Annotated in this window: 15 protein-coding genes and 8 tRNA genes; 6 read left to right on the top strand and 17 right to left on the bottom strand. The window is 67.3% G+C overall.

From position 1 onward, the window contains the following. Positions 1–12 precede the first annotated feature (12 nt). From gloB to SLW52_RS02730, 3 genes are read left to right on the top strand one after another with little or no spacing between them, the layout of a single operon-like run. Positions 13–780, top strand: a complete 768-nt coding sequence (gene gloB / locus SLW52_RS02740) for a hydroxyacylglutathione hydrolase (RefSeq protein ID WP_043092954.1) — start codon at positions 13–15, stop codon at positions 778–780. Further along, positions 777–1,988, top strand: a complete 1,212-nt coding sequence (locus tag SLW52_RS02735; protein ID WP_320739486.1) for a transglycosylase SLT domain-containing protein — start codon at positions 777–779, stop codon at positions 1,986–1,988. The genes gloB and SLW52_RS02735 overlap by 4 nt, the downstream gene beginning before the upstream one ends. 35 nt (positions 1,989–2,023) lie before the next feature. Beyond that, positions 2,024–2,149: a hypothetical protein gene (locus SLW52_RS02730; protein ID WP_320744230.1), complete on the top strand. Its 126-nt coding sequence runs from the start codon at positions 2,024–2,026 to the stop codon at positions 2,147–2,149. Between the two features lie 280 nt (positions 2,150–2,429). Here SLW52_RS02730 and SLW52_RS02725 read toward each other — a convergent pair whose 3' ends face one another. From SLW52_RS02725 to SLW52_RS02660, 14 genes are all read right to left on the bottom strand, one after another. Next, complete coding sequence (locus SLW52_RS02725) at positions 2,430–4,418, bottom strand: peptidylprolyl isomerase (RefSeq protein ID WP_320739487.1); 1,989 nt, start codon at positions 4,416–4,418, stop codon at positions 2,430–2,432. Between the two features lie 187 nt (positions 4,419–4,605). Next, positions 4,606–4,682 (bottom strand) — tRNA-Asp (locus SLW52_RS02720). A 117-nt stretch (positions 4,683–4,799) separates the two neighbouring features. Beyond that, positions 4,800–4,876 (bottom strand) — tRNA-Asp (locus SLW52_RS02715). Positions 4,877–4,903: 27 nt separating this feature from the next. Next, a tRNA-Val gene (locus SLW52_RS02710) sits at positions 4,904–4,978 on the bottom strand. An 11-nt stretch (positions 4,979–4,989) separates the two neighbouring features. Further along, the gene (locus tag SLW52_RS02705) at positions 4,990–5,403 is read right to left on the bottom strand and encodes an HU family DNA-binding protein (RefSeq protein WP_157835168.1); all 414 of its coding nucleotides are present in this window, start codon (positions 5,401–5,403) and stop codon (positions 4,990–4,992) included. Positions 5,404–5,491: 88 nt separating this feature from the next. After that, positions 5,492–7,960, bottom strand: coding sequence for an endopeptidase La (gene lon / locus SLW52_RS02700; RefSeq protein ID WP_320739488.1), 2,469 nt, complete (start codon positions 7,958–7,960; stop codon positions 5,492–5,494). A 177-nt stretch (positions 7,961–8,137) separates the two neighbouring features. Then, positions 8,138–9,424, bottom strand: coding sequence for an ATP-dependent Clp protease ATP-binding subunit ClpX (gene clpX / locus SLW52_RS02695; protein ID WP_017907830.1), 1,287 nt, complete (start codon positions 9,422–9,424; stop codon positions 8,138–8,140). 128 nt (positions 9,425–9,552) lie between these two features. Further along, positions 9,553–10,179, bottom strand: a complete 627-nt coding sequence (gene clpP, locus SLW52_RS02690; protein WP_017907831.1) for an ATP-dependent Clp endopeptidase proteolytic subunit ClpP — start codon at positions 10,177–10,179, stop codon at positions 9,553–9,555. 141 nt (positions 10,180–10,320) lie between these two features. After that, a complete protein-coding gene (gene tig, locus SLW52_RS02685; protein WP_320739490.1) occupies positions 10,321–11,616 on the bottom strand; it encodes a trigger factor in 1,296 nt (431 codons plus the stop codon). 190 nt (positions 11,617–11,806) lie between these two features. Further along, a tRNA-Leu gene (locus SLW52_RS02680) sits at positions 11,807–11,891 on the bottom strand. An 89-nt stretch (positions 11,892–11,980) separates the two neighbouring features. Beyond that, positions 11,981–12,056: transfer RNA gene (locus tag SLW52_RS02675), tRNA-Lys, on the bottom strand. 76 nt (positions 12,057–12,132) lie between these two features. Then, positions 12,133–12,209, bottom strand: a tRNA-His gene (locus tag SLW52_RS02670). Positions 12,210–12,243: 34 nt separating this feature from the next. Then, a tRNA-Arg gene (locus tag SLW52_RS02665) sits at positions 12,244–12,320 on the bottom strand. A gap of 44 nt (positions 12,321–12,364) precedes the next feature. Beyond that, a tRNA-Pro gene (locus SLW52_RS02660) sits at positions 12,365–12,441 on the bottom strand. A gap of 153 nt (positions 12,442–12,594) precedes the next feature. Between SLW52_RS02660 and SLW52_RS02655 the strand changes: the two genes are divergently transcribed. Then, complete coding sequence (locus SLW52_RS02655; protein ID WP_017917385.1) at positions 12,595–13,395, top strand: Bax inhibitor-1/YccA family protein; 801 nt, start codon at positions 12,595–12,597, stop codon at positions 13,393–13,395. A gap of 144 nt (positions 13,396–13,539) precedes the next feature. On the opposite strand, the gene SLW52_RS02650 is transcribed toward SLW52_RS02655, so the two are convergent. The 3 genes from SLW52_RS02650 to grxC all read right to left on the bottom strand — a co-directional run bounded on the left by SLW52_RS02650 (position 13,540) and on the right by grxC (position 15,429). Beyond that, positions 13,540–14,547 carry an isocitrate dehydrogenase gene (locus SLW52_RS02650; RefSeq protein WP_017907834.1) on the bottom strand — a complete coding sequence of 336 codons (1,008 nt, stop codon included), beginning with the start codon at positions 14,545–14,547 and terminating at the stop codon, positions 13,540–13,542. Between the two features lie 163 nt (positions 14,548–14,710). Then, positions 14,711–15,121: a carboxymuconolactone decarboxylase family protein gene (locus SLW52_RS02645; protein ID WP_017917387.1), complete on the bottom strand. Its 411-nt coding sequence runs from the start codon at positions 15,119–15,121 to the stop codon at positions 14,711–14,713. After that, positions 15,118–15,429: a glutaredoxin 3 gene (gene grxC / locus SLW52_RS02640; RefSeq protein ID WP_017907836.1), complete on the bottom strand. Its 312-nt coding sequence runs from the start codon at positions 15,427–15,429 to the stop codon at positions 15,118–15,120. The genes SLW52_RS02645 and grxC overlap by 4 nt, the downstream gene beginning before the upstream one ends. Before the next feature lie 149 nt (positions 15,430–15,578). On the opposite strand from grxC, the gene SLW52_RS02635 reads away from it, so the two are divergent. Further along, positions 15,579–17,222, top strand: a complete 1,644-nt coding sequence (locus SLW52_RS02635) for a M48 family metalloprotease (RefSeq protein WP_017907837.1) — start codon at positions 15,579–15,581, stop codon at positions 17,220–17,222. Between the two features lie 83 nt (positions 17,223–17,305). Beyond that, positions 17,306–17,995 carry a phosphate regulon transcriptional regulator PhoB gene (phoB, locus tag SLW52_RS02630; protein WP_017907838.1) on the top strand — a complete coding sequence of 230 codons (690 nt, stop codon included), beginning with the start codon at positions 17,306–17,308 and terminating at the stop codon, positions 17,993–17,995. Positions 17,996–18,053: the final 58 nt, after the last annotated feature.

The following is an 18,053-nucleotide window of genomic DNA, read 5'->3' as shown; positions in this document are numbered from 1 at the left end:
GGTGCCAATTCTATGCGACTGATCGCCCTGCCCGCATTCCAGGATAACTACATCTGGGCGATCGCCACGGACGACGGGCGTGCGTTGCTGGTCGATCCAGGCCAGGCCGAGCCGGTGCTGGAGGCCGCGGCCCAAGGGCTGCAACCCGCCGCCATCCTGCTCACCCATCACCACGACGACCATATCGGTGGCGTCGCCGCCTTGCGCGAACGCTGGCCGGATCTGCCGGTGTACGCGCCGGACGACCCCCGCATTGCCGGATTTTCGTGCGAGCGGGTCGGAGATGGCGAGGTCGTGAAGGTGCTGGACTGGCAGTTCGATACCCTGGCCGTCCCCGGCCATACCCGCTCGCACCTGGCCTACGTCGGCCAGGGCCATCTGTTCAGCGGCGATACGCTGTTCAGCCTGGGCTGTGGGCGCATGTTCGAAGGTACGCCCTCCCAGATGTTGGGTTCGCTGCAGCGCCTGTCCGCCCTCCCGGGGCAGACGCTGGTCTGCTGCGGACACGAATACACCTTGGCCAATGCGGCATTCGCCGTCACGGTCGATCCCACCAACGCTGCCCTGCGGCAGCGCCATCAGGAAGCCCAGGCCATGCGTCACGCTGCCCGCCCCACCGTTCCCGTCACGCTCGCCAGCGAACTGGCGACCAATCCGTTCCTGCGCACCGCTTCGGCGGCGATCCAGCAGGCGATCGGCGCCCGGCTCGGCCGGGGGGTGTCCGACGAAGTGGAAGTCTTCGCCGAATTGAGGCGCTGGAAAGACGATTTCCGCGCATGAGGGCGCTGGCGTTGACGGCGGCGCTGACGCTGGCGATAGCGTCGGCGGCGCCCCCCGCGGCGGCCGCGACTCCGCTTGCAGCGGCACTCGAACAGACCGTGGCGGGCCTGAACGGCCTGCCGACGGACGCGGCGGCACTGCCGCCGCCGACCACCCGTAACGGGCACGACATCCTCGCCCGCTTCCGCGACGGCCTGGCCGATGCGCGCTGCGACGCCGGCGCCACCGATGCGCGCTGGCAGCAGCAGTTCTCGCGCGCGCCGTCGCGGCTGGCCGACGAGGACGAGGACGTGCTGCCGCTGTTCGGCTACGTGGTCGACGAACTGCGTGCGGCCAACCTGCCGACCGAATTCGCGCTGATCCCGTTCGTGGAGAGCGGCTACCGCCCGGCCGCGCGCAACAGCAGCGGCCCCGCCGGCCTGTGGCAGTTCATCCCCGGTACCGCGCGCAACCACGATGTCCCGCTGGAGAACGGCTACGACGGCCGTCTGTCCGCGGTGGACTCCACCCGCGCCGCAGTGCGCTATCTGAAGACCCTGCACGGCATGTTCGGCGGCGACTGGCGCCTGGCGATCATGGCCTACAACGCCGGCGAATACCGCGTGCTGCAGTCGATGCGCCGCGCCGGCATGAACGCGCAGAACGCGCAGCCGGACAAGCTGCCCGGGCTGTCCTCGGTCACCTACGCCTACGTCGAGAAACTGCATGCTTTGGCCTGCGTGCTGGAACAGGCGCAGACCCGCGACGAATGGATGGCCTCGCTGGACCGCGACGTGCCGATCCTGCAGGCGCGGACCCTGCCCGCCGGCATGGCACTGGACGAATGGGCGCGGCGCCAGGCGCTGCAGGGCAATCAGCTCGCCCGGCTGAACCCGGCCCTGGGCAGTGGCCGCAGCACCAAGCGCGCGCTGCCGGTGCTGGCGCCGCGCAGTCTGGGCGGCCCCGTGCTGGCCCAGGACACCGCGCCGCCGGCGCAGGACGACACCCCGGTCGTCGCCACCGTGGCCAGCGCCGACGACGCTCCCGCGCCAAACCGTGCCAAGCGCGCCGGCGCACGCTCCCGCCACACGCACACCGTGCGCGACGGCGACACCGCCTGGAACATCGCCAAGCGCTACGGCATCACCGTGCAGGCGCTGCTGATGAAGAACGGCCTGTCCGCGCGCAGCGTGCTGCGTCCCGGCATGGTGCTGAGCTACGAGGACTGATCGCACTCCCGCTGCGGCGGGACGAGGTCCGGCCCATGCTGCAACGTCCGCGGATGTGCAGCCACGCTGCGGGGATGACCACCCGTTTCCTCGGCCCGATGGGCACCTACGATCAGCATGAGCGCCTGGAAGGCAGGCGTATCGCCACGTCCAGCCGCTAGCGCAACTGCGCGCACGCGCCATCGGCAACAGACTCTGTTTCGATGGCCGCCAGCAGGGACAGCGCATCGCGCCGGCCAAGGTAGCGACGTAACGCGCTTGCCGCCCATTCGCGCCACTGAAGGCATGCCGGCCATCGGCAGGCGCACGTCCACACTTGCGTCAACGTTGCGCGCCTCCCCCACAGCAAATCGCACACGCCGATAAACCACGCACCTGAAACGCAACAGGCCCGGCAATGCCGGGCCTGTTGCGTGCCGCTTTGCGCTGTCGAAGCCGCGGTTACAGCTGCGATTCCTGCACGCTGATCTTGAAGCGCTTGCGCATCGCATCGACGTAGGCCTTGGCGTCGGCCTCGCCTTCGATGCGCGCCAGCTGCTGCTGGAACATGGTCTGCTGCTCGGCCGGCACCTTGCTCAGGTCGCCTGGCGTCACCTTGGTGACCGCAAACAGCGCATAGCGCTTGCCCACGGTGCCCGGCGCGGCAGGCAGCTCGACCTTGCCCACCGACGGCTTGCCGTCGGCCGGCTGCGGCGCGCTGAAGATCGCCTGGCTGGCCTGCGCGCTCGGCATCGGCACGTTGCGCGGCAGACCCGGCATCGGGTTGATCTGCAGCTTCTCCGCGCCGGCCAGGGCCTGCAGGGTCTCGCCCTTGCGCAAACGCTCCAGCAGCGCATCGGCCTTGGCAGCGGCCGCCTTGGCGGTGCGGTCGGCATGCACCGCGGCCACGACCTGCTCATGCACCTTGGCCAGCGGCTGGATCTGTTCCGGCTGGTGCTGGGTCACGCGGATCAGCACGCTGTGGTTCGGCCCCAGGTTGATCGGGTCGCTGACCGTGCCGTCCTGCACCAGGGTGTCGGAGAACGCGGCGCGCAGCACCGCCGGCTGTGCGGCGATGCCGCTGGCGGTGGCGCGCGAGAACGGCCCCAACGTCTGCACCGGCAGTCCCACTTCCTTCGCCGCCGAAGCCAGCGCGGTCGGGTTCTTGTAGACCAGGTCCACCAGCTTGCCGCTCAGGTCGCTGAAGGCCTTCTCGCCGTCGGCCTTCAACTGCTCGCTGGCGAGCTGGTCGCGCACCTGCTCGAACGACTTGCCTTCGCCGCCCTTGACTTGGCGCAGCTGGATCACGTGATAGCCGAATTCGCTCTTGATCGGGCCGACGATCTCGCCGGGCTTCATCGCGAACAGCGCGTCCTCGAACGGCTTCACCATCACGCCCTTCTCCACCCAGCCCAGATCGCCGCCGGCGTTCTTGGAACCAGGGTCATCGGAGTTGGCGCGGGCCAGCGCGGCGAAATCGGCGCCGGGCTGCTTGGCTTCGGCCGCCAGCTTGGCCGCCTTGGCCTCGGCAGCCTTCTGCGAGGCCGCGTCCTTGCCGGCGCTGATCAGGATGTGCGAAGCCAGCCGCTGGTCGGGCTCGACGAAGCGCGCCTTCTCGTCGTCGTAGCGCTTGCGCAGCGTCGCCTCGTCGGCCGGCTTGACCGGCGGAAGGCTGGCCGCGTTGAGGTCGACGTACTCGATCGTCACGGTTTCCGGCTGCTTGAAGTCGGATTTGTGCGAGTCGTACCACTGCTGCACCTGCGCGTCGCTGACCGGTGCGGTGTCGGCCGGCATCTCCGGCAACAGCGCCATCTCCACGTCGCGGGTCTCGCCCAGCATCTTCAGCAGGCGCTCGGTTTCCGGCTTGGTGGCGAACGCCGATTCGGCGATGCCCGACGGAATCACCGACTGCTGCAGCGCGTCGCGCACCAGTTGCTGGAACATGGTCGGCGTACGCGGCGGCGTGCCCGAGGCCAGAGCCAGGCGGTAGCGCTCCGGATCGAACTTGCCGTCGTTCTGGAACGCAGGCATGGAGCTGATGTAATCGCGCACCGCGGCATCGCCGATGACCACACCGGCGCGCTCTGCCGACAACTTCGCCACCTGCTCGTCGATCAGCTGATCGAGCAGCTTGCGCTTGTTGTCGATGCTTTCGAACGCGCGCGGATCGAAGTTCTCGCCCTGCTGTTCGCGCGCCTGGATGCGCGCCTGCTCGAAGCGGGTACGGAACTGCTCCGTGCTCACTTCGTGGTGCTGCCACAGCAGCGACACCGGCCACCACGACGGCGCCGACGACCACCACGACGGCGGCGCCTGCACCTTGGCGACGTTGTTGGCACCGACGCCACCGAGGTAGCTGTTGTCGATGACGAACAGGAACGGAATCATCAACAGACCGATGATCGCGGTGGCGATCCAGCCCGAGGTCTTTTCGCGAAGTTTCTGCAGCATTGGGAACCGACGGCCTATTGGCGAGCCGCGCAGTTTAACCCGCTTCACGCCTTGCGGCAGAACCGGCGGCCCGGCAACCCGCGCCACTCATGCGTCGAGGCGGCGAATCCGGAGCGCATCGAGGACCAAAACCAGCGTACTGCGGAAAAAAAGAAACCCCCGATCGCTCGGGGGTTTCGCGTACAAATGGCGGAGTGGACGGGACTCGAACCCGCGACCTCCGGCGTGACAGGCCAGCATTCTAACCGACTGAACTACCACTCCGCGTTTGAACGGAGGCGGGCGCGAGGCCCGCTTTCCCGAAGCGGCCGGGCCGACGCTGGCGCGTGGCGGCGACTGCGAGAAACGAAACCCCCGATCGCTCGGGGGCTTCGGTACAACTGGCGGAGTGGACGGGACTCGAACCCGCGACCTCCGGCGTGACAGGCCAGCATTCTAACCGACTGAACTACCACTCCGCTTTTGAAACTTGTCGCTCGGTGCTCTGGTGGGTGCTGAGGGTTTCGAACCCCCGACCCTCTCCGTGTAAAGGAGACGCTCTACCGCTGAGCTAAGCACCCTAGCGAGTCGATTAGTTTACGGCATCCTTCAGCGCTTTACCAGCCTTGAACGTCGGATTCTTCGACGCCGCGATCTTGATGGAGTCGCCGGTCTTCGGGTTGCGGCCGGTGCGCTCGGCACGGTCGCGCACCTGGAAGGTGCCGAAGCCCACGAGCGTGACGCTGTCGCCCTTCTTCAGGGCCTTGGTCACTTCCGACACGAAGGCGTCGATGGCACGACCGGCTTCGGCCTTGGAGATATCGGCGGCAGCGGCGATCGCGTCGTTCAGTTCGGCTTTATTCATTTCTTGATGACTCCATGTGCGGCAGAAGACCGCGGATTGAGGATCGGGTGTCGGCGTGGCCTGCCTCGCCTGGGCGAGACCCCGATGGATATGTTTTGCACTACCAAGCACGCCCGTTCGCGGTGCTCGCAAGCGCTGCATTTATACCAGCGGGCCCATACCCGCGCAAGCCGAAAAGCCAACAACGGCGCGGGTTTGAGCCGTTTGCGCGGGTGCGGTTCAGCGCGCGTCAGTGCTTGACGCGCGGGTTCGAGGATGCTTTCTGCTTGCGCCGCGACGGTGCCTGTTCGGCGTCGGCGGCGGGCTTGGGCGCGAGCGGACGCTCCAGTGCCAGATCCAGCACTTCGTCGATCCACTTCACCGGCACGATCTTCAGATCGCGGGTGACGTTCTCCGGGATGTCGGCCAGATCCTTGCGGTTCTCCTCGGGGATCAGCACGGTGCGGATGCCGCCGCGCAATGCGGCCAGCAGCTTCTCCTTGAGGCCGCCGATCGCCGAGACGCGGCCACGCAGGGTGATCTCGCCGGTCATCGCCACCTCCGACTTGACCGGCACCTTGGTCAGCATCGACACCAGCGAGGTCACCATCGCGATGCCGGCGCTGGGGCCGTCCTTGGGCGTGGCGCCGTCGGGCACGTGCAGGTGGACGTCGTGCTTCTGCAGGAAGTCCGCCTCGATGCCGAGCCGCTCGGCGCGCGAACGCACCACCGACAATGCGGCCGACGCCGATTCCTTCATCACGTCGCCGAGCTGGCCGGTCAGGATCACCGCGCCCTTGCCCGGAACCAGGGTCGATTCGATCTGCAGCAGATCGCCGCCGACCTCGGTCCAGGCCAGGCCGGTCACCAGGCCGATCTCGTTCTGCTCCTCGGCGCGACCGAAGTCGTAGCGGCGCACGCCCAGGTACTTGTCCAGGTTCTTCGAGCCGACGCTGACGCGCGCCTTGTCCTTGCGCGCGGCGGCCTTCTTCGCTGCGGCCTTCTTCGCCGGGGCGGCCGGCTGCGGACCGGCCAGGGCGATCTCCTTGACCACCTTGCGGCAGATCTTGGCCACTTCGCGCTCGAGGTTGCGCACGCCGGATTCGCGCGTGTAGTAGCGCACGATGTCGCGGATCGCGTCGGCACCGATCTCCAGCTCGTCCTGCTTCAGGCCATTGGCCTTGAGCTGCTTGGGCACCAGGTAGCGTGCGGCGATGTTGAGCTTCTCGTCCTCGGTGTAGCCGGGGATGCGGATCACTTCCATGCGGTCCAGCAACGGGCCGGGGATGTTCAGCGAATTGGAGGTCGCCACGAACATCACTTCGGACAGGTCCAGGTCCACTTCCAGGTAGTGGTCGTTGAAGGCGTTGTTCTGCTCGGGGTCGAGCACTTCCAGCAGCGCCGAGGACGGATCGCCGCGGAAATCCATCGACATCTTGTCGATCTCGTCGAGCACGAACAGCGGGTTCTTGCTGCCGACCTTGTTGAGGTTCTGCACGATGCGGCCCGGCATCGAGCCGACGTAGGTGCGGCGATGGCCGCGGATCTCCGCCTCGTCGCGCACGCCGCCCAGCGACATGCGCACGAACTTGCGGTTGGTGGCCTTGGCGATGGACTGGCCCAGCGAGGTCTTGCCCACGCCCGGCGGCCCGACCAGGCACAGGATCGGCCCCTTCATCTGCTTCACCCGCGACTGCACCGCGAGGTATTCGAGGATGCGGTCCTTGACCTTCTCCAGGCCGTAGTGATCGGCGTCGAGGGTTTCCTGCGCGACCTTCAGGTCCTTGCGCACCTTGCTGCGCTTCTTCCACGGCACGCCCAGCAGCCAGTCGAGGTAGTTGCGCACCACCGCGGCTTCGGCCGACATCGGCGACATCTGCTTGAGCTTGTTGAGTTCGGCCTTGGCCTTGGTCTCCACCGGCTTGGGCATGCCGGCCTCGGCGATCTTGCGCGCCAGTTCCTCCAGCTCGCCCGGCGCGTCGTCGAGGTCGCCCAGTTCCTTCTGGATCGCCTTCATCTGCTCGTTGAGGTAGTACTCGCGCTGGCTCTTCTCCATCTGCGACTTGACCCGGCCGCGGATGCGCTTCTCCAACTGCTGCACGTCGATCTCGCCGTCGACCAGGCCGACCAGCATCTCCAGGCGCTCGCCCACTTCCAGGGTTTCCAGCAGGCGCTGCTTGTCGGCCAGGCGCACGCCGATGTGCGCGGCGATGGTGTCGGCCAGGCGGCCGGGCTCGTCGATGCCGGACAGGGTCTGCAGCAACTCCGGCGGCAGCTTGCGGTTGGTCTTGACGTACTGCTCGAACAGCGACATCAGCGAGCGCGCGATCGCCTCGACCTCGCGCTCCTCGCGCGATTCGGCGGCGTCGATCTCGCGGCCTTCGCCCTGCAGCGCGCCGTCGCGCTCGGCGACCTTGTCGACGCTGACCCGCGACAGGCCCTCGACCAGCACCTTGATGGTGCCGTCGGGCAGCTTCAGCAGTTGCAGCACCTGCGCCAGCGTGCCGACGTTGTATAGGTCGGCCGCCGCCGGGTCGTCGGTCTCGGCGGACTTCTGCGCGACCAGCAGGATGCGCTTGTCGGCCTCCATCGCGTGCTCGAGCGCGCGCATGGATTTGTCGCGACCGACGAACAGCGGGATGACCATGTGCGGGAAGACCACGACGTCGCGCAACGGCAGGACCGGCAGGTCGAGGACTTCGGATTGGGACTGGGCCATGAGGATTCCGATTTGGGAGGCGGGAACGCGATGCGGGCGGCCATAAAAACGCCGATGGCCCCGTTATGGGGCCATCGGCTGGACGATGCAAGGGGAGCGCATAACCCCTTTATGTTTCAGCGACTTACCGGCAGGCACGGGGCGCGGGACGGGGTCGCCGCGCACCGCCTGCCCAGGTCACTCCGCGGAGGCGACCTTGGGCGCCGCCGGCGGGGTCTGGTAGATCAGGTACGGCTCGGACTTGTGCTCGATCACCGACTCGTCCACCACCACCTTGCTGACGTTTTCCTGCGACGGCAGCTCGTACATCGTGTCCAGCAGCACCGACTCGACGATGGTGCGCAGGCCGCGCGCGCCGGTCTTGCGCTTGAGCGCCTTCTTGGCGATGGCCAGCAGCGCGTCCTGGCGGAACTCCAGCTCCACGCCTTCCATCTCGAACAGCTTCTTGAACTGCTTGGTGATGGCGTTCTTCGGCTCGGTCAGGATCTTGATCAGCGCCGGCTCGTCCAGCTCCTCGAGCGTGGCGACCACCGGCAGGCGGCCGACGAACTCGGGGATCAGGCCGAACTTGATCAGGTCTTCCGGCTCGACGTCGGCCAGGATCTTGCCGACCTCGCGCTTGCGCTCGGAGCTCTTCACCTTGGCGCCGAAGCCGATGCCGCCGGCGTCGTTGGAGCGCTGCTGGATCACCTTGTCCAGGCCGGCGAACGCGCCGCCGCAGATGAACAGGATGTTCTTGGTGTCCACCTGCAGGAATTCCTGCTGCGGATGCTTGCGCCCGCCCTGCGGCGGCACCGAGGCGACCGTGCCTTCGATCAGCTTCAGCAGCGCCTGCTGCACGCCTTCGCCGGACACGTCGCGGGTGATCGACGGGTTCTCGCTCTTGCGCGAGATCTTGTCGATCTCGTCGATGTAGACGATGCCCTGCTGCGCCTTGTCGACGTCGTAGTCGCACTTCTGCAGCAGCTTCTGGATGATGTTCTCCACGTCCTCGCCGACGTAGCCGGCCTCGGTCAGCGTGGTCGCATCGGCGATGGTGAACGGCACGTTGAGCAAGCGCGCCAGCGTCTCGGCCAGCAGCGTCTTGCCCGAGCCGGTCGGACCGACCAGCAGGATGTTGGACTTGGCCAGTTCGACCTCGTCGTTCTTCTGCCGGCTCTCGATGCGCTTGTAGTGGTTGTACACGGCCACGGCGAGCGTGCGCTTGGCGCGCTGCTGGCCGATCACGTACTGGTCGAGCACTTCCAGGATCTCGCGCGGCTTGGGCAGGCTGCTGCGTGCCGACTGCGCCTTCTCCTCGAGCTCCTCGCGGATGATGTCGTTGCACAACTCGACGCATTCGTCGCAGATGAACACGCTGGGCCCGGCGATCAGCTTACGGACCTCGTGTTGACTCTTGCCGCAGAACGAGCAGTACAGGATCTTGTTGCTGTCGCCGGAACGGCCTTGCCGGTCTTCGCTCATTGCTTCGCTTACCCAGTTACCCCACCCGATGAACGGGGGTTCGATTTCGAGAATAGCACAGGGCCGGGAGGACGCTAGCCCGACCCCGGCCCTGCGGAATACGCTGCGTTTTGCAGTACATGCAAGCCTTATGCCGGCTGGATGGACTCATCCGGACGACGCTCCAGGACCTGGTCGACGAGGCCGTAGGCCTGCGCGTCGACGGCGCTCTTGAAGTTGTCGCGCTCGGTGTCGCGGGCGATGGTTTCCAGCGACTGGCCGGTGTGCTTGGCCAGGATTTCGTTCAGCCGCGCGCGCAGCGTCAGGATCTCGCGGGCGTGGATGTCGATGTCGGTGGCCTGGCCCTGGAAGCCGCCCAGCGGCTGGTGGATCATCACCCGCGAGTTCGGCAGCGCATAGCGCTTGCCGGCAGCGCCCGACGCCAGCAGCAGCGCGCCCATCGAGGCGGCCTGGCCGACGCAGATGGTGCTCACGTCCGGCTTGATGTACTGCATGGTGTCGTAGATCGCCATGCCGGCGGTGACCACGCCGCCCGGCGAGTTGATGTAGATGCTGATGTCCTTCTCCGGATTGTCCGCTTCCAGGAACAGCAACTGGGCCACGATCACATTGGCCATGTGGTCGTCGATCGGGCCAACCAGGAAGATCAGGCGCTCCTTCAGCAGGCGCGAATAGATGTCGTAGGCGCGCTCGCCGCGGCTGGTCTGTTCGACCACCATCGGAACCAGATTCAAGGCCTTGGTCACATTGTCCACGCGGTGATCTCCTGCTGCTCGGGGTCCATCCCTGCACGGGGGTGTGCAGGGCTTCGCATCGTGTTGCGCCCCGCCGCCGCGGGGAGGTGAAACGGGATCCGCGTCGCGCAGGTCGGCTGCGCAACGCGGCGACGCGTCGTCTTATTGACGGATCGCATCCTGGAACGACATCGCCTGCTCGGTGTGCTGGGCGCGCTCGGCGATCCAGTCGATCACCTGCTCTTCCATCACGCGGCTCTGCAGTCCCCCCATCAATTGGGGATCGTTGCGGTACATCTCAATGACCTGCTCCGGCTCTTCGTAGGTCGAGGCGATCAGGCGCAGCGTCTCCGAGACCCGCTTCGGGTCCAGGCGCAGTTCGTTGCGGCGGGCGACCTCGCCGACCAGCAGGCCGACCAGCACGCGCTTGCGCGCGGCGTCCATGAAGCCCTGGTGGGCGTCGCCCGGCACCTGACCCGGGTCGCGGCCGGAACGGCGCATCTGCTCGACCTGCTGCGCCAACATGGCGCGCGCTTCGTTCTCGACCAGGCGCGGCGGCATTTCGACCGAGGCGTAGGCGGCGATCAGCTGCTCGCCGACTTCGCGACGCAGGCGGTTCATCAGCGCGCCCTTGAGCTCGCGCTCGAGGTTGATGCGGATGTCCTTGCGGAACTGCTCGGCATCGCCGCTCTTCACGCCGAAGCTCTTGATGAACTCTTTGTCCACCTCCGGCAGCACCGGCGCGGCGACGTCGACCGCCTTCACATGGACCTGGACCTGCTTGCCGGCGAACTGCGGCACGCGCCAGTCGGCCGGGAAGTCGACGGTCAGGGTCTTCTCTTCGTCCTTGGACAGGCCGACCAGGCCCTGCTCGATCGCCGGGAACATGACGCCCGAGCCGATCACGCTGCTGCCCTTCTCCACGCCCTCGGCCGGCAGGCGCTCGTCGCCGACCTGCGACCAAGTCTCCAGGGTCACCAGGTCGCCGTCCTGCGCGGGACGCGCGGCCGGCTGCCAGGTGCGGCGCTGCAGGCGCAGGTTCTCGATCATCTGCTCGATGTCGGCCTCGGTGACCTCGGCGGTGTGGCGGATCACCTGCAGCTTGGACACGTCGATGTCGCCGAAGTCCGGCACCACTTCGAAGGTGGCCACGAACTGCAGCTCGTTGTCGCCGGCGCGGTCGATGCGCGGGTTGCCGGCCAGGCGCAGTTCGTGCTCGCGCACGGCCGAGTCGAAGGTCTCGCGCAGCAGGCCGTCCAGCGCCTCGGCGCGGATCTGCGGCCCGAAGCGCTGCTCGATCACCTTGGCCGGAATCTTGCCCGGACGGAAGCCCTTGATCCGCGCGGTGCGCGCGACTTCGCGCAGGCGGCCGCCGACATGGGTTTCCAGGCGATCCTCCGGCAGGGTGAAGGTCAGACGCCGTTCCAGGGTACCGGTGGTTTCGATCGAAGCTTGCATGTGGACTCCTGCCACCGGGAGCCCACGGCTCTCGGCACGATGTAGAAAAGTACGGGTTGGCGCGGGCACGGGACAGCCGCCGCAGCCAGATAGTTTCGCCTATTCCCGCGGCGCCTGCCAGCGCAGGGCCGGGAGGCCGCCGTGGCGACGCCGAACCCGCCATCGCCACAAGGGGCCATCGGGGGCTGGATGGTGCGAAAGAGGGGACTCGAACCCCTACGCCTTGCGGCACTGGTACCTAAAACCAGGGCGTCTACCAATTCCGCCACTTTCGCGCTGCGGCGCCGGAAGGCGCCTGCCGGCACATTGTTGCAGGCCGGCCGGCAAAGAAAAAGGCACCTGCCGGAGCAGGTGCCTTTCGTTTTGGTGGGCCGTCAAGGATTCGAACCTTGGACCTATTGATTAAGAGTCAACTGCTCTACCAACTGAGCTAACGGCCCTGAAACTGAGTCGCACATTCTATGTGCTTTTTTGCTTCGTTGCAACACCCCGCGAAGCATCGGGTCACGCGATCAATGGGGTGGCTGAGGGGACTCGAACCCCCGACATCTGGAATCACAATCCAGTACTCTAACCAACTGAGCTACAGCCACCATTGAAACCTTGCATCTCCTGCCCGGCGCCATGTGGCGCGCCCGACAGGAATCGAACCTGTAACCGCCGGCTTAGAAGGCCGGTGCTCTATCCAGTTGAGCTACGGGCGCCCTGGCTGGATTGTCGCATTCCTTTCCGCCGTTGGACATCGGATTGGTCGGGGTAGAGGGATTCGAACCCCCGACATCCTGCTCCCAAAGCAGGCGCGCTACCAGACTGCGCTATACCCCGGCGGAACATCCCTCGCGGCCAAGGCCGGAAAGGTCGGCTATTGTGGGAAGCTTGCGGCCCGCTGTCAACGTCGCATGCACGCAACATCGCCTGCGCTATGCTCACGGCTTGCCATCGGCATCGGCCGAGAGCCATTTTGAAGGAGAAAACAGCATGCTTCGCAGCGGCAACCCCGCCCTGAAGGAATCCACCTTCCTCGATCTGCACAGCGGCAACGTGGTCTCGCCCGGCAACGGCACGGTCGTCGCGCGCGACAGCGGTGCGATGACCCTGAACGGCACCGCCAACAAGACCGGCATCCTGTTGATGCTGACAGCGCTCACCGCCGTGTTCGCCTGGAGCCAGTCGGTTTCGATCGATGCCGCGGGCAACGCGATGATCGCTCCTGGCGTGGCCGGCTACGCGCTGGGCGGCCTGATCGGCGGCTTCATCCTGGCCCTGATCACGATCTTCAAGAAGGAATGGTCGCCCATCACCGCGCCGCTGTACGCGCTGGTGGAAGGCTTCTTCCTGGGATCGATCTCGGCGATGTACGAAGTGCGCTTCAACGGCATCGTGCTGCAGGCCGTGCTGCTGACCTTCGGCACCCTGTTCGCGATGCTGTTCGCCTACCGCAGCGGCATGATCAAGGCCACCGAGAACTTCAAGCTGGGCGTGGTCGCGGCCACCGGCGGCATCGCGCTGGTGTATCTGGCCACGATGGTGCTTGGCTTCTTCAACATCCAGATCCCCTACATCCACGCCTCCGGCACGGTCGGCATCCTGTTCAGCCTGTTCGTGGTGGTGGTGGCGGCGCTGAACCTGGTGCTGGACTTCGACTTCATCGAGAGCGGCGTCGAACAGGGCGCACCCAAGTACATGGAGTGGTACGGCGCGTTCGGCCTGATGGTGACGCTGGTGTGGCTGTACCTGGAGTTCCTGCGCCTGCTGTCGAAGCTGCAGTCGCGGAATTGAAGCCGGGAGTCGGGAATCGGGATTGGGGAATCGTAAAAGCGAACTCCCCTTGATCGATGAGCGGGCTTGGCTTCAGACAAGTTTCCGAGCAAAAGAAAGGGCGCCCTGGGGCGCCCTTTCTTTTTTCTGCGATCTTCCGGACGCTCAGAGGCGGCTGGCGATGGCCTTGGCGAAGCCCATGGTGTTGCCGCTGCCACCCAGGTCCGGGGTCAGACCGTCCTTGGCTTCCAGCGTGGCGACGATGGCGTTGCGCAGGCGCTCGGCGTTCTGCGGCTGGCCGATATGGTCCAGCAGCTGCGCCGCGCCCAGCAGCAGCGCGCACGGGTTGGCCTTGCCCTGCCCGGCGATGTCCGGAGCCGAGCCGTGCACGGCTTCGAAGATCGCCGCGTCCACGCCGATGTTGGCGCCCGGTGCCAGGCCCAGGCCGCCGACCAGGCCGGCGCACAGGTCCGACAGGATGTCGCCGAACAGGTTGGTGGTGACGATGATGTCGAACTGCTCCGGGCGCATCACCAACTGCATGCACGCGTTGTCGACGATCATTTCCTGGAATTCGATCTCCGGGTAGTTCGCCGCCACGTCGCGCGCCACCTTCAGGAACAGGCCCGAGGTGGACTTGATGATGTTGGCCTTGTGCACCGCGGTGACCTTCTTGCGGCCGGTCGCGCGGGCCAGGTCGAAGGCGTAGCGGACGATGCGCTCGGAACCCTTGCGGGTCACCTTGGCCATCGACAGCGCGGTCTCGCCGTCGGCGGACACTTCCTGGCCTTCGCTCAGGTAGGCGCCTTCGGTGTTCTCGCGCACGGTGATCAGGTCCACGCCGGCGCCGAAGCGCGACTTGGTGTTGGGGAACGACTTGGCCGGACGCACGTTGGCGTACAGGTCGAACTGGCGGCGCATGGCCACGTTGATCGAGCTGAAGCCCTCGCCCACCGGCGTGGTCAGCGGGCTCTTCAGCGCCACCTTGTTCTTGCGGATCGACTCCAGCGTGGCGGCCGGCAGCAGGTCGCCGTGCTTCTCCAGCGCCACCAGGCCCGCATCGGCGTATTCGTAGGTGAGGCCGGCGTTCAGCGCGTCGAGCACGAACAGCGTGGCGTCCATGATCTCCGGGCCGATGCCATCGCCACGGATGACCGTGATTGTCTGCGTCATAGGGTTGCGGTTTCCGTACAAGAGGGGGGAGCGCCGCCCGGGAACCGGGGCTGCAGGCGCAAGGAGGTTTCAGCGGTAATTATGCCCGAAGCCGGTGAAGGCGCCCAAAACCGGACGGCCTCCGGCGCGGGCGCCGGTGGCCATCGGGGCAGCCCGAAGCGGCTCAATCGTGCGCGTGCTGCGCTGGCGCGGCGGCGCCGGCCTCCAGCGTGTCGAGGAAGTCCACGGCGCGACGCAGGTGCGGGATCACGATGGAGCCGCCGACCACCAGGCCCACCGAGAACGTCTCGAAGAACTCCTCGCGGCTGACCCCGGCCTCCTTGCACTGGGCCACGTGATAGCTGATGCAGTCGTCGCAGCGCAGCACCAGCGAGGCGACCAGGCCGAGCAGTTCCTTGGTCTTCACGTCCAGCGCGCCGGCCTGGTAGGTCTGGGTGTCCAGCGCGAAGAAGCGCCGCACCACCTGGTTCGGCTCGGCCAGGATGCGCTGGTTCATGCGCTGGCGGAACTCGGTGAACTCGCGGACGCGGTCCTGCCCGGAGGCGCCGCCCTCGCCCGTCGCGGCGCCGCTCATGCCTGCGCCTCGGGGGCGTGGCCGTCGAGCAGCGGCTCCAGCTTGCCGGCGCGGTGCAGCGCCATCATGTCGTCGTAGCCGCCGACGTGGACGTCGCCGACGAAGATCTGCGGCACGCTGGTGCGCCGCGCCAGCGCGACCATCTTCTCGCGCTCGGCCGGGTCCAGGTCGATCCGCACCTCGTTCCAGGTGCGGCCCTTGCTCTTGAGGAAGTTCTTGGCCGCCACGCAGTACGGGCAGATCGCGGTGGAATAGAGGGTGATCGGCGGGCCGCCGGCGTGGCCGGTGTCGGCAGTTGGGTTGTCCACGGGAAACTCCGGGCGGTGTAGAAGGTCCAAGCCACTATGGTAGCGGCCGGGTGGATTTTCGAGGCCGCTGCCGCAACACTGCGAATCATCCCGGATTCACCGTCGTCCCGGCCGCCACCCGGCGTCCGCCTGCCCCCCTGGAGCCTGTCTTGCGCCTGCTGCCGCTCGCCTTCGCGATCACCCTGGCCACCGCCTGCGCCGTGGCGCCGGCCCAGGAGAACAAGCTGCCGGACATCGGCTCCTCGGCCGGCGAGCTGCTGACCCCGGCGCGCCAGGCCGAGTACGGCAAGATGATGCTGGCCGAGCTGCGCAGCTACGGCTACGTGCTCGAAGACCCGCTGATCGACGACTGGCTGCAGACCATGGGCACCCGGCTCGGCGCCAACAGCGACCAGCCGCAGCAGAAGTTCACCTTCTTCATGCTGCGCGACCGCCAGATCAACGCCTTCGCCACTCTCGGCGGCTACGTGGCGGTCAACGCCGGGCTGGTGCTGACCGCCGAGCGCGAGGACGAGGTCGCCGCGGTGCTGTCGCACGAGATCGCCCACGTCACCCAGCAGCACGTGCTGCGCGGGGTCGAGCGGGCGCAGCGCGACCAGATCCCGATCCTGCTCGGCATGCTCGCCGCGGTGGTCGCGGCGCAGCAGGCCGGCGGGCGCTCCAGCGGCGACGCCACCCAGGCGGCGATCGCCAGCGGCCTGGGGCTGATGCAGCAGCGCCAGATCGACTACACCCGCTCCAACGAATCGGAGGCCGACCGTCTGGGCATCCGCACCCTGGCGCGCAGCGGCTACGACGTCGACGCGATGGCCGGCTTCTTCGAGCGCATGTCGCTGGCGATGCGCGGCAACCAGGGCGGCTACAGCACCCCCGACTTCCTGATGACCCACCCGGTCACCACCACCCGCATCAGCGAGGCCCGCGAGCGCGCCGAGCAGATGAAGAAGAACACCCTGACCCTGACCACCAGCGTGCCCGGCGGCACCCTGAAGGAGCGGGTCGATCCGAACGACGTGTCGCTGAGCCAGCCGCTGGGCGCGCCCAGCAACCCGCTGCTGCCCGGCGGCCTGCAACTGCCGTTCGCCAACTACGCGCGCGGCCCCAGCGGCCAGTTCGAATGGGCCCGCGAGCGGCTGCGGGTGTTCAGCGCCAACACCCCGGCCGATGCGATCCGCGAGTACGAAGGCCTGCGCCAGGGCAGCAAACAGGGCCTGAGCGATGCTCAGCGCTACGGCCTGGCGCTGGCCCGGCTGCGTGCCGGCGGCAGTGCGCAGGAGGTCGCGCAGACGCTGGAAAGCCTGCTGCAGGCGCACCCGGACAACTGGTGGCTGACCGTGGCGGTGGCCGAGGCCGAGGCCAAGGCCGGCCGCAACCAGGCCGCCGACCAGCGCTTCGAGGCGCTGGTCAAGCGCATGCCCAGCAACCGGGCAGTGGCGCTGAGCTATGCGACTGCCCTCAACGAACAGGGCGGCCGCCAGGCCGGCCAGCGCGCCCAGGCGGTGCTGCGGCCGCTGCTCGGGGCGGCCGCGGAGGATCCGGTGTTCCAGCGCACCTTCGCCCGTGCCTGCGAACTGGCCGGCGACGACACCCGGGCCGGCGAGGCCTATGCCGAGGCGGCCTACCTGAACGGGCATCCGGAGCAGGCCCTGATCCAGCTGAGCAACCTGAAGAAGCGCAGCGACCTGGACTACGTGGCGCGCGCGCGCATCGACGCGCGCATCGCCGCGATCACCCCGACGGTGCTGGAACTGCGCCGCCAGGGCGTGCAGGACCCGGACATGCAACGGCGCTGAAACGCGCCCGTGTCAGCCGTCACTCAAGCGTAATAAAACCGTAGTCTACTGGCGACCTTCCTCCCCAGTTCCACGGTGCCGTTGTGCAGAAACGCATCCTGATCGTCGACGACGAGCCGGCCATCCGCGACATGGTCGCGTTCGCCCTGCGCAAGGGCGACTTCGAGCCGGTGCACGCCGGCGATGCCCGCGAGGCGCAGACCTCGATCGCCGACCGGGTCCCGGATCTGATCCTGCTGGACTGGATGCTGCCCGGCACCAGCGGCCTGGAACTGGCCCGGCGCTGGCGCAAGGATGCGATGACCCGCGAAGTGCCGATCATCATGCTCACCGCCCGCGGCGAGGAGAACGACCGCGTCGGCGGCCTGGAGGCCGGCGTCGACGACTATGTGGTCAAACCGTTCTCGGCACGCGAGCTGCTGGCGCGGATCCGCGCGGTGATGCGCCGCACCCGCGAGGACGACGAGGACGGCAGCGTCTCGGTCGGCAGCCTGCGCATCGACGGCGCCGCGCACCGGGTGTTCGCCGGCGAGGCGCCGGTGCCGATCGGCCCGACCGAGTACCGCCTGCTGCACTTCTTCATGACCCACCCCGAGCGCGTCTACAGCCGCGCGCAGTTGCTCGATCACGTCTGGGGCGGCAGCGTCTACGTGGAAGAGCGCACCATCGACGTGCACATCCGCCGCCTGCGCAAGACGCTGGAGCCGTTCTCGGTGGAAAACATGGTGCAGACCGTCCGCGGTTCCGGCTATCGCTTCTCTGCGTCCATCTGACCGCCGCCTTCGCCTGCTATAACGGCGGACGGATCACGATCCTTTGCGACAGAGTGCG

The organism is Xanthomonas sp. LF02-5 (assembly GCF_034105325.1).
GTDB classification, from domain to species: Bacteria; Pseudomonadota; Gammaproteobacteria; order Xanthomonadales; family Xanthomonadaceae; genus Xanthomonas_A; species Xanthomonas_A sontii.
Note: the sequence above shows the minus strand (reverse complement) of the source record. Positions and strands in the feature narration are given on the sequence as shown.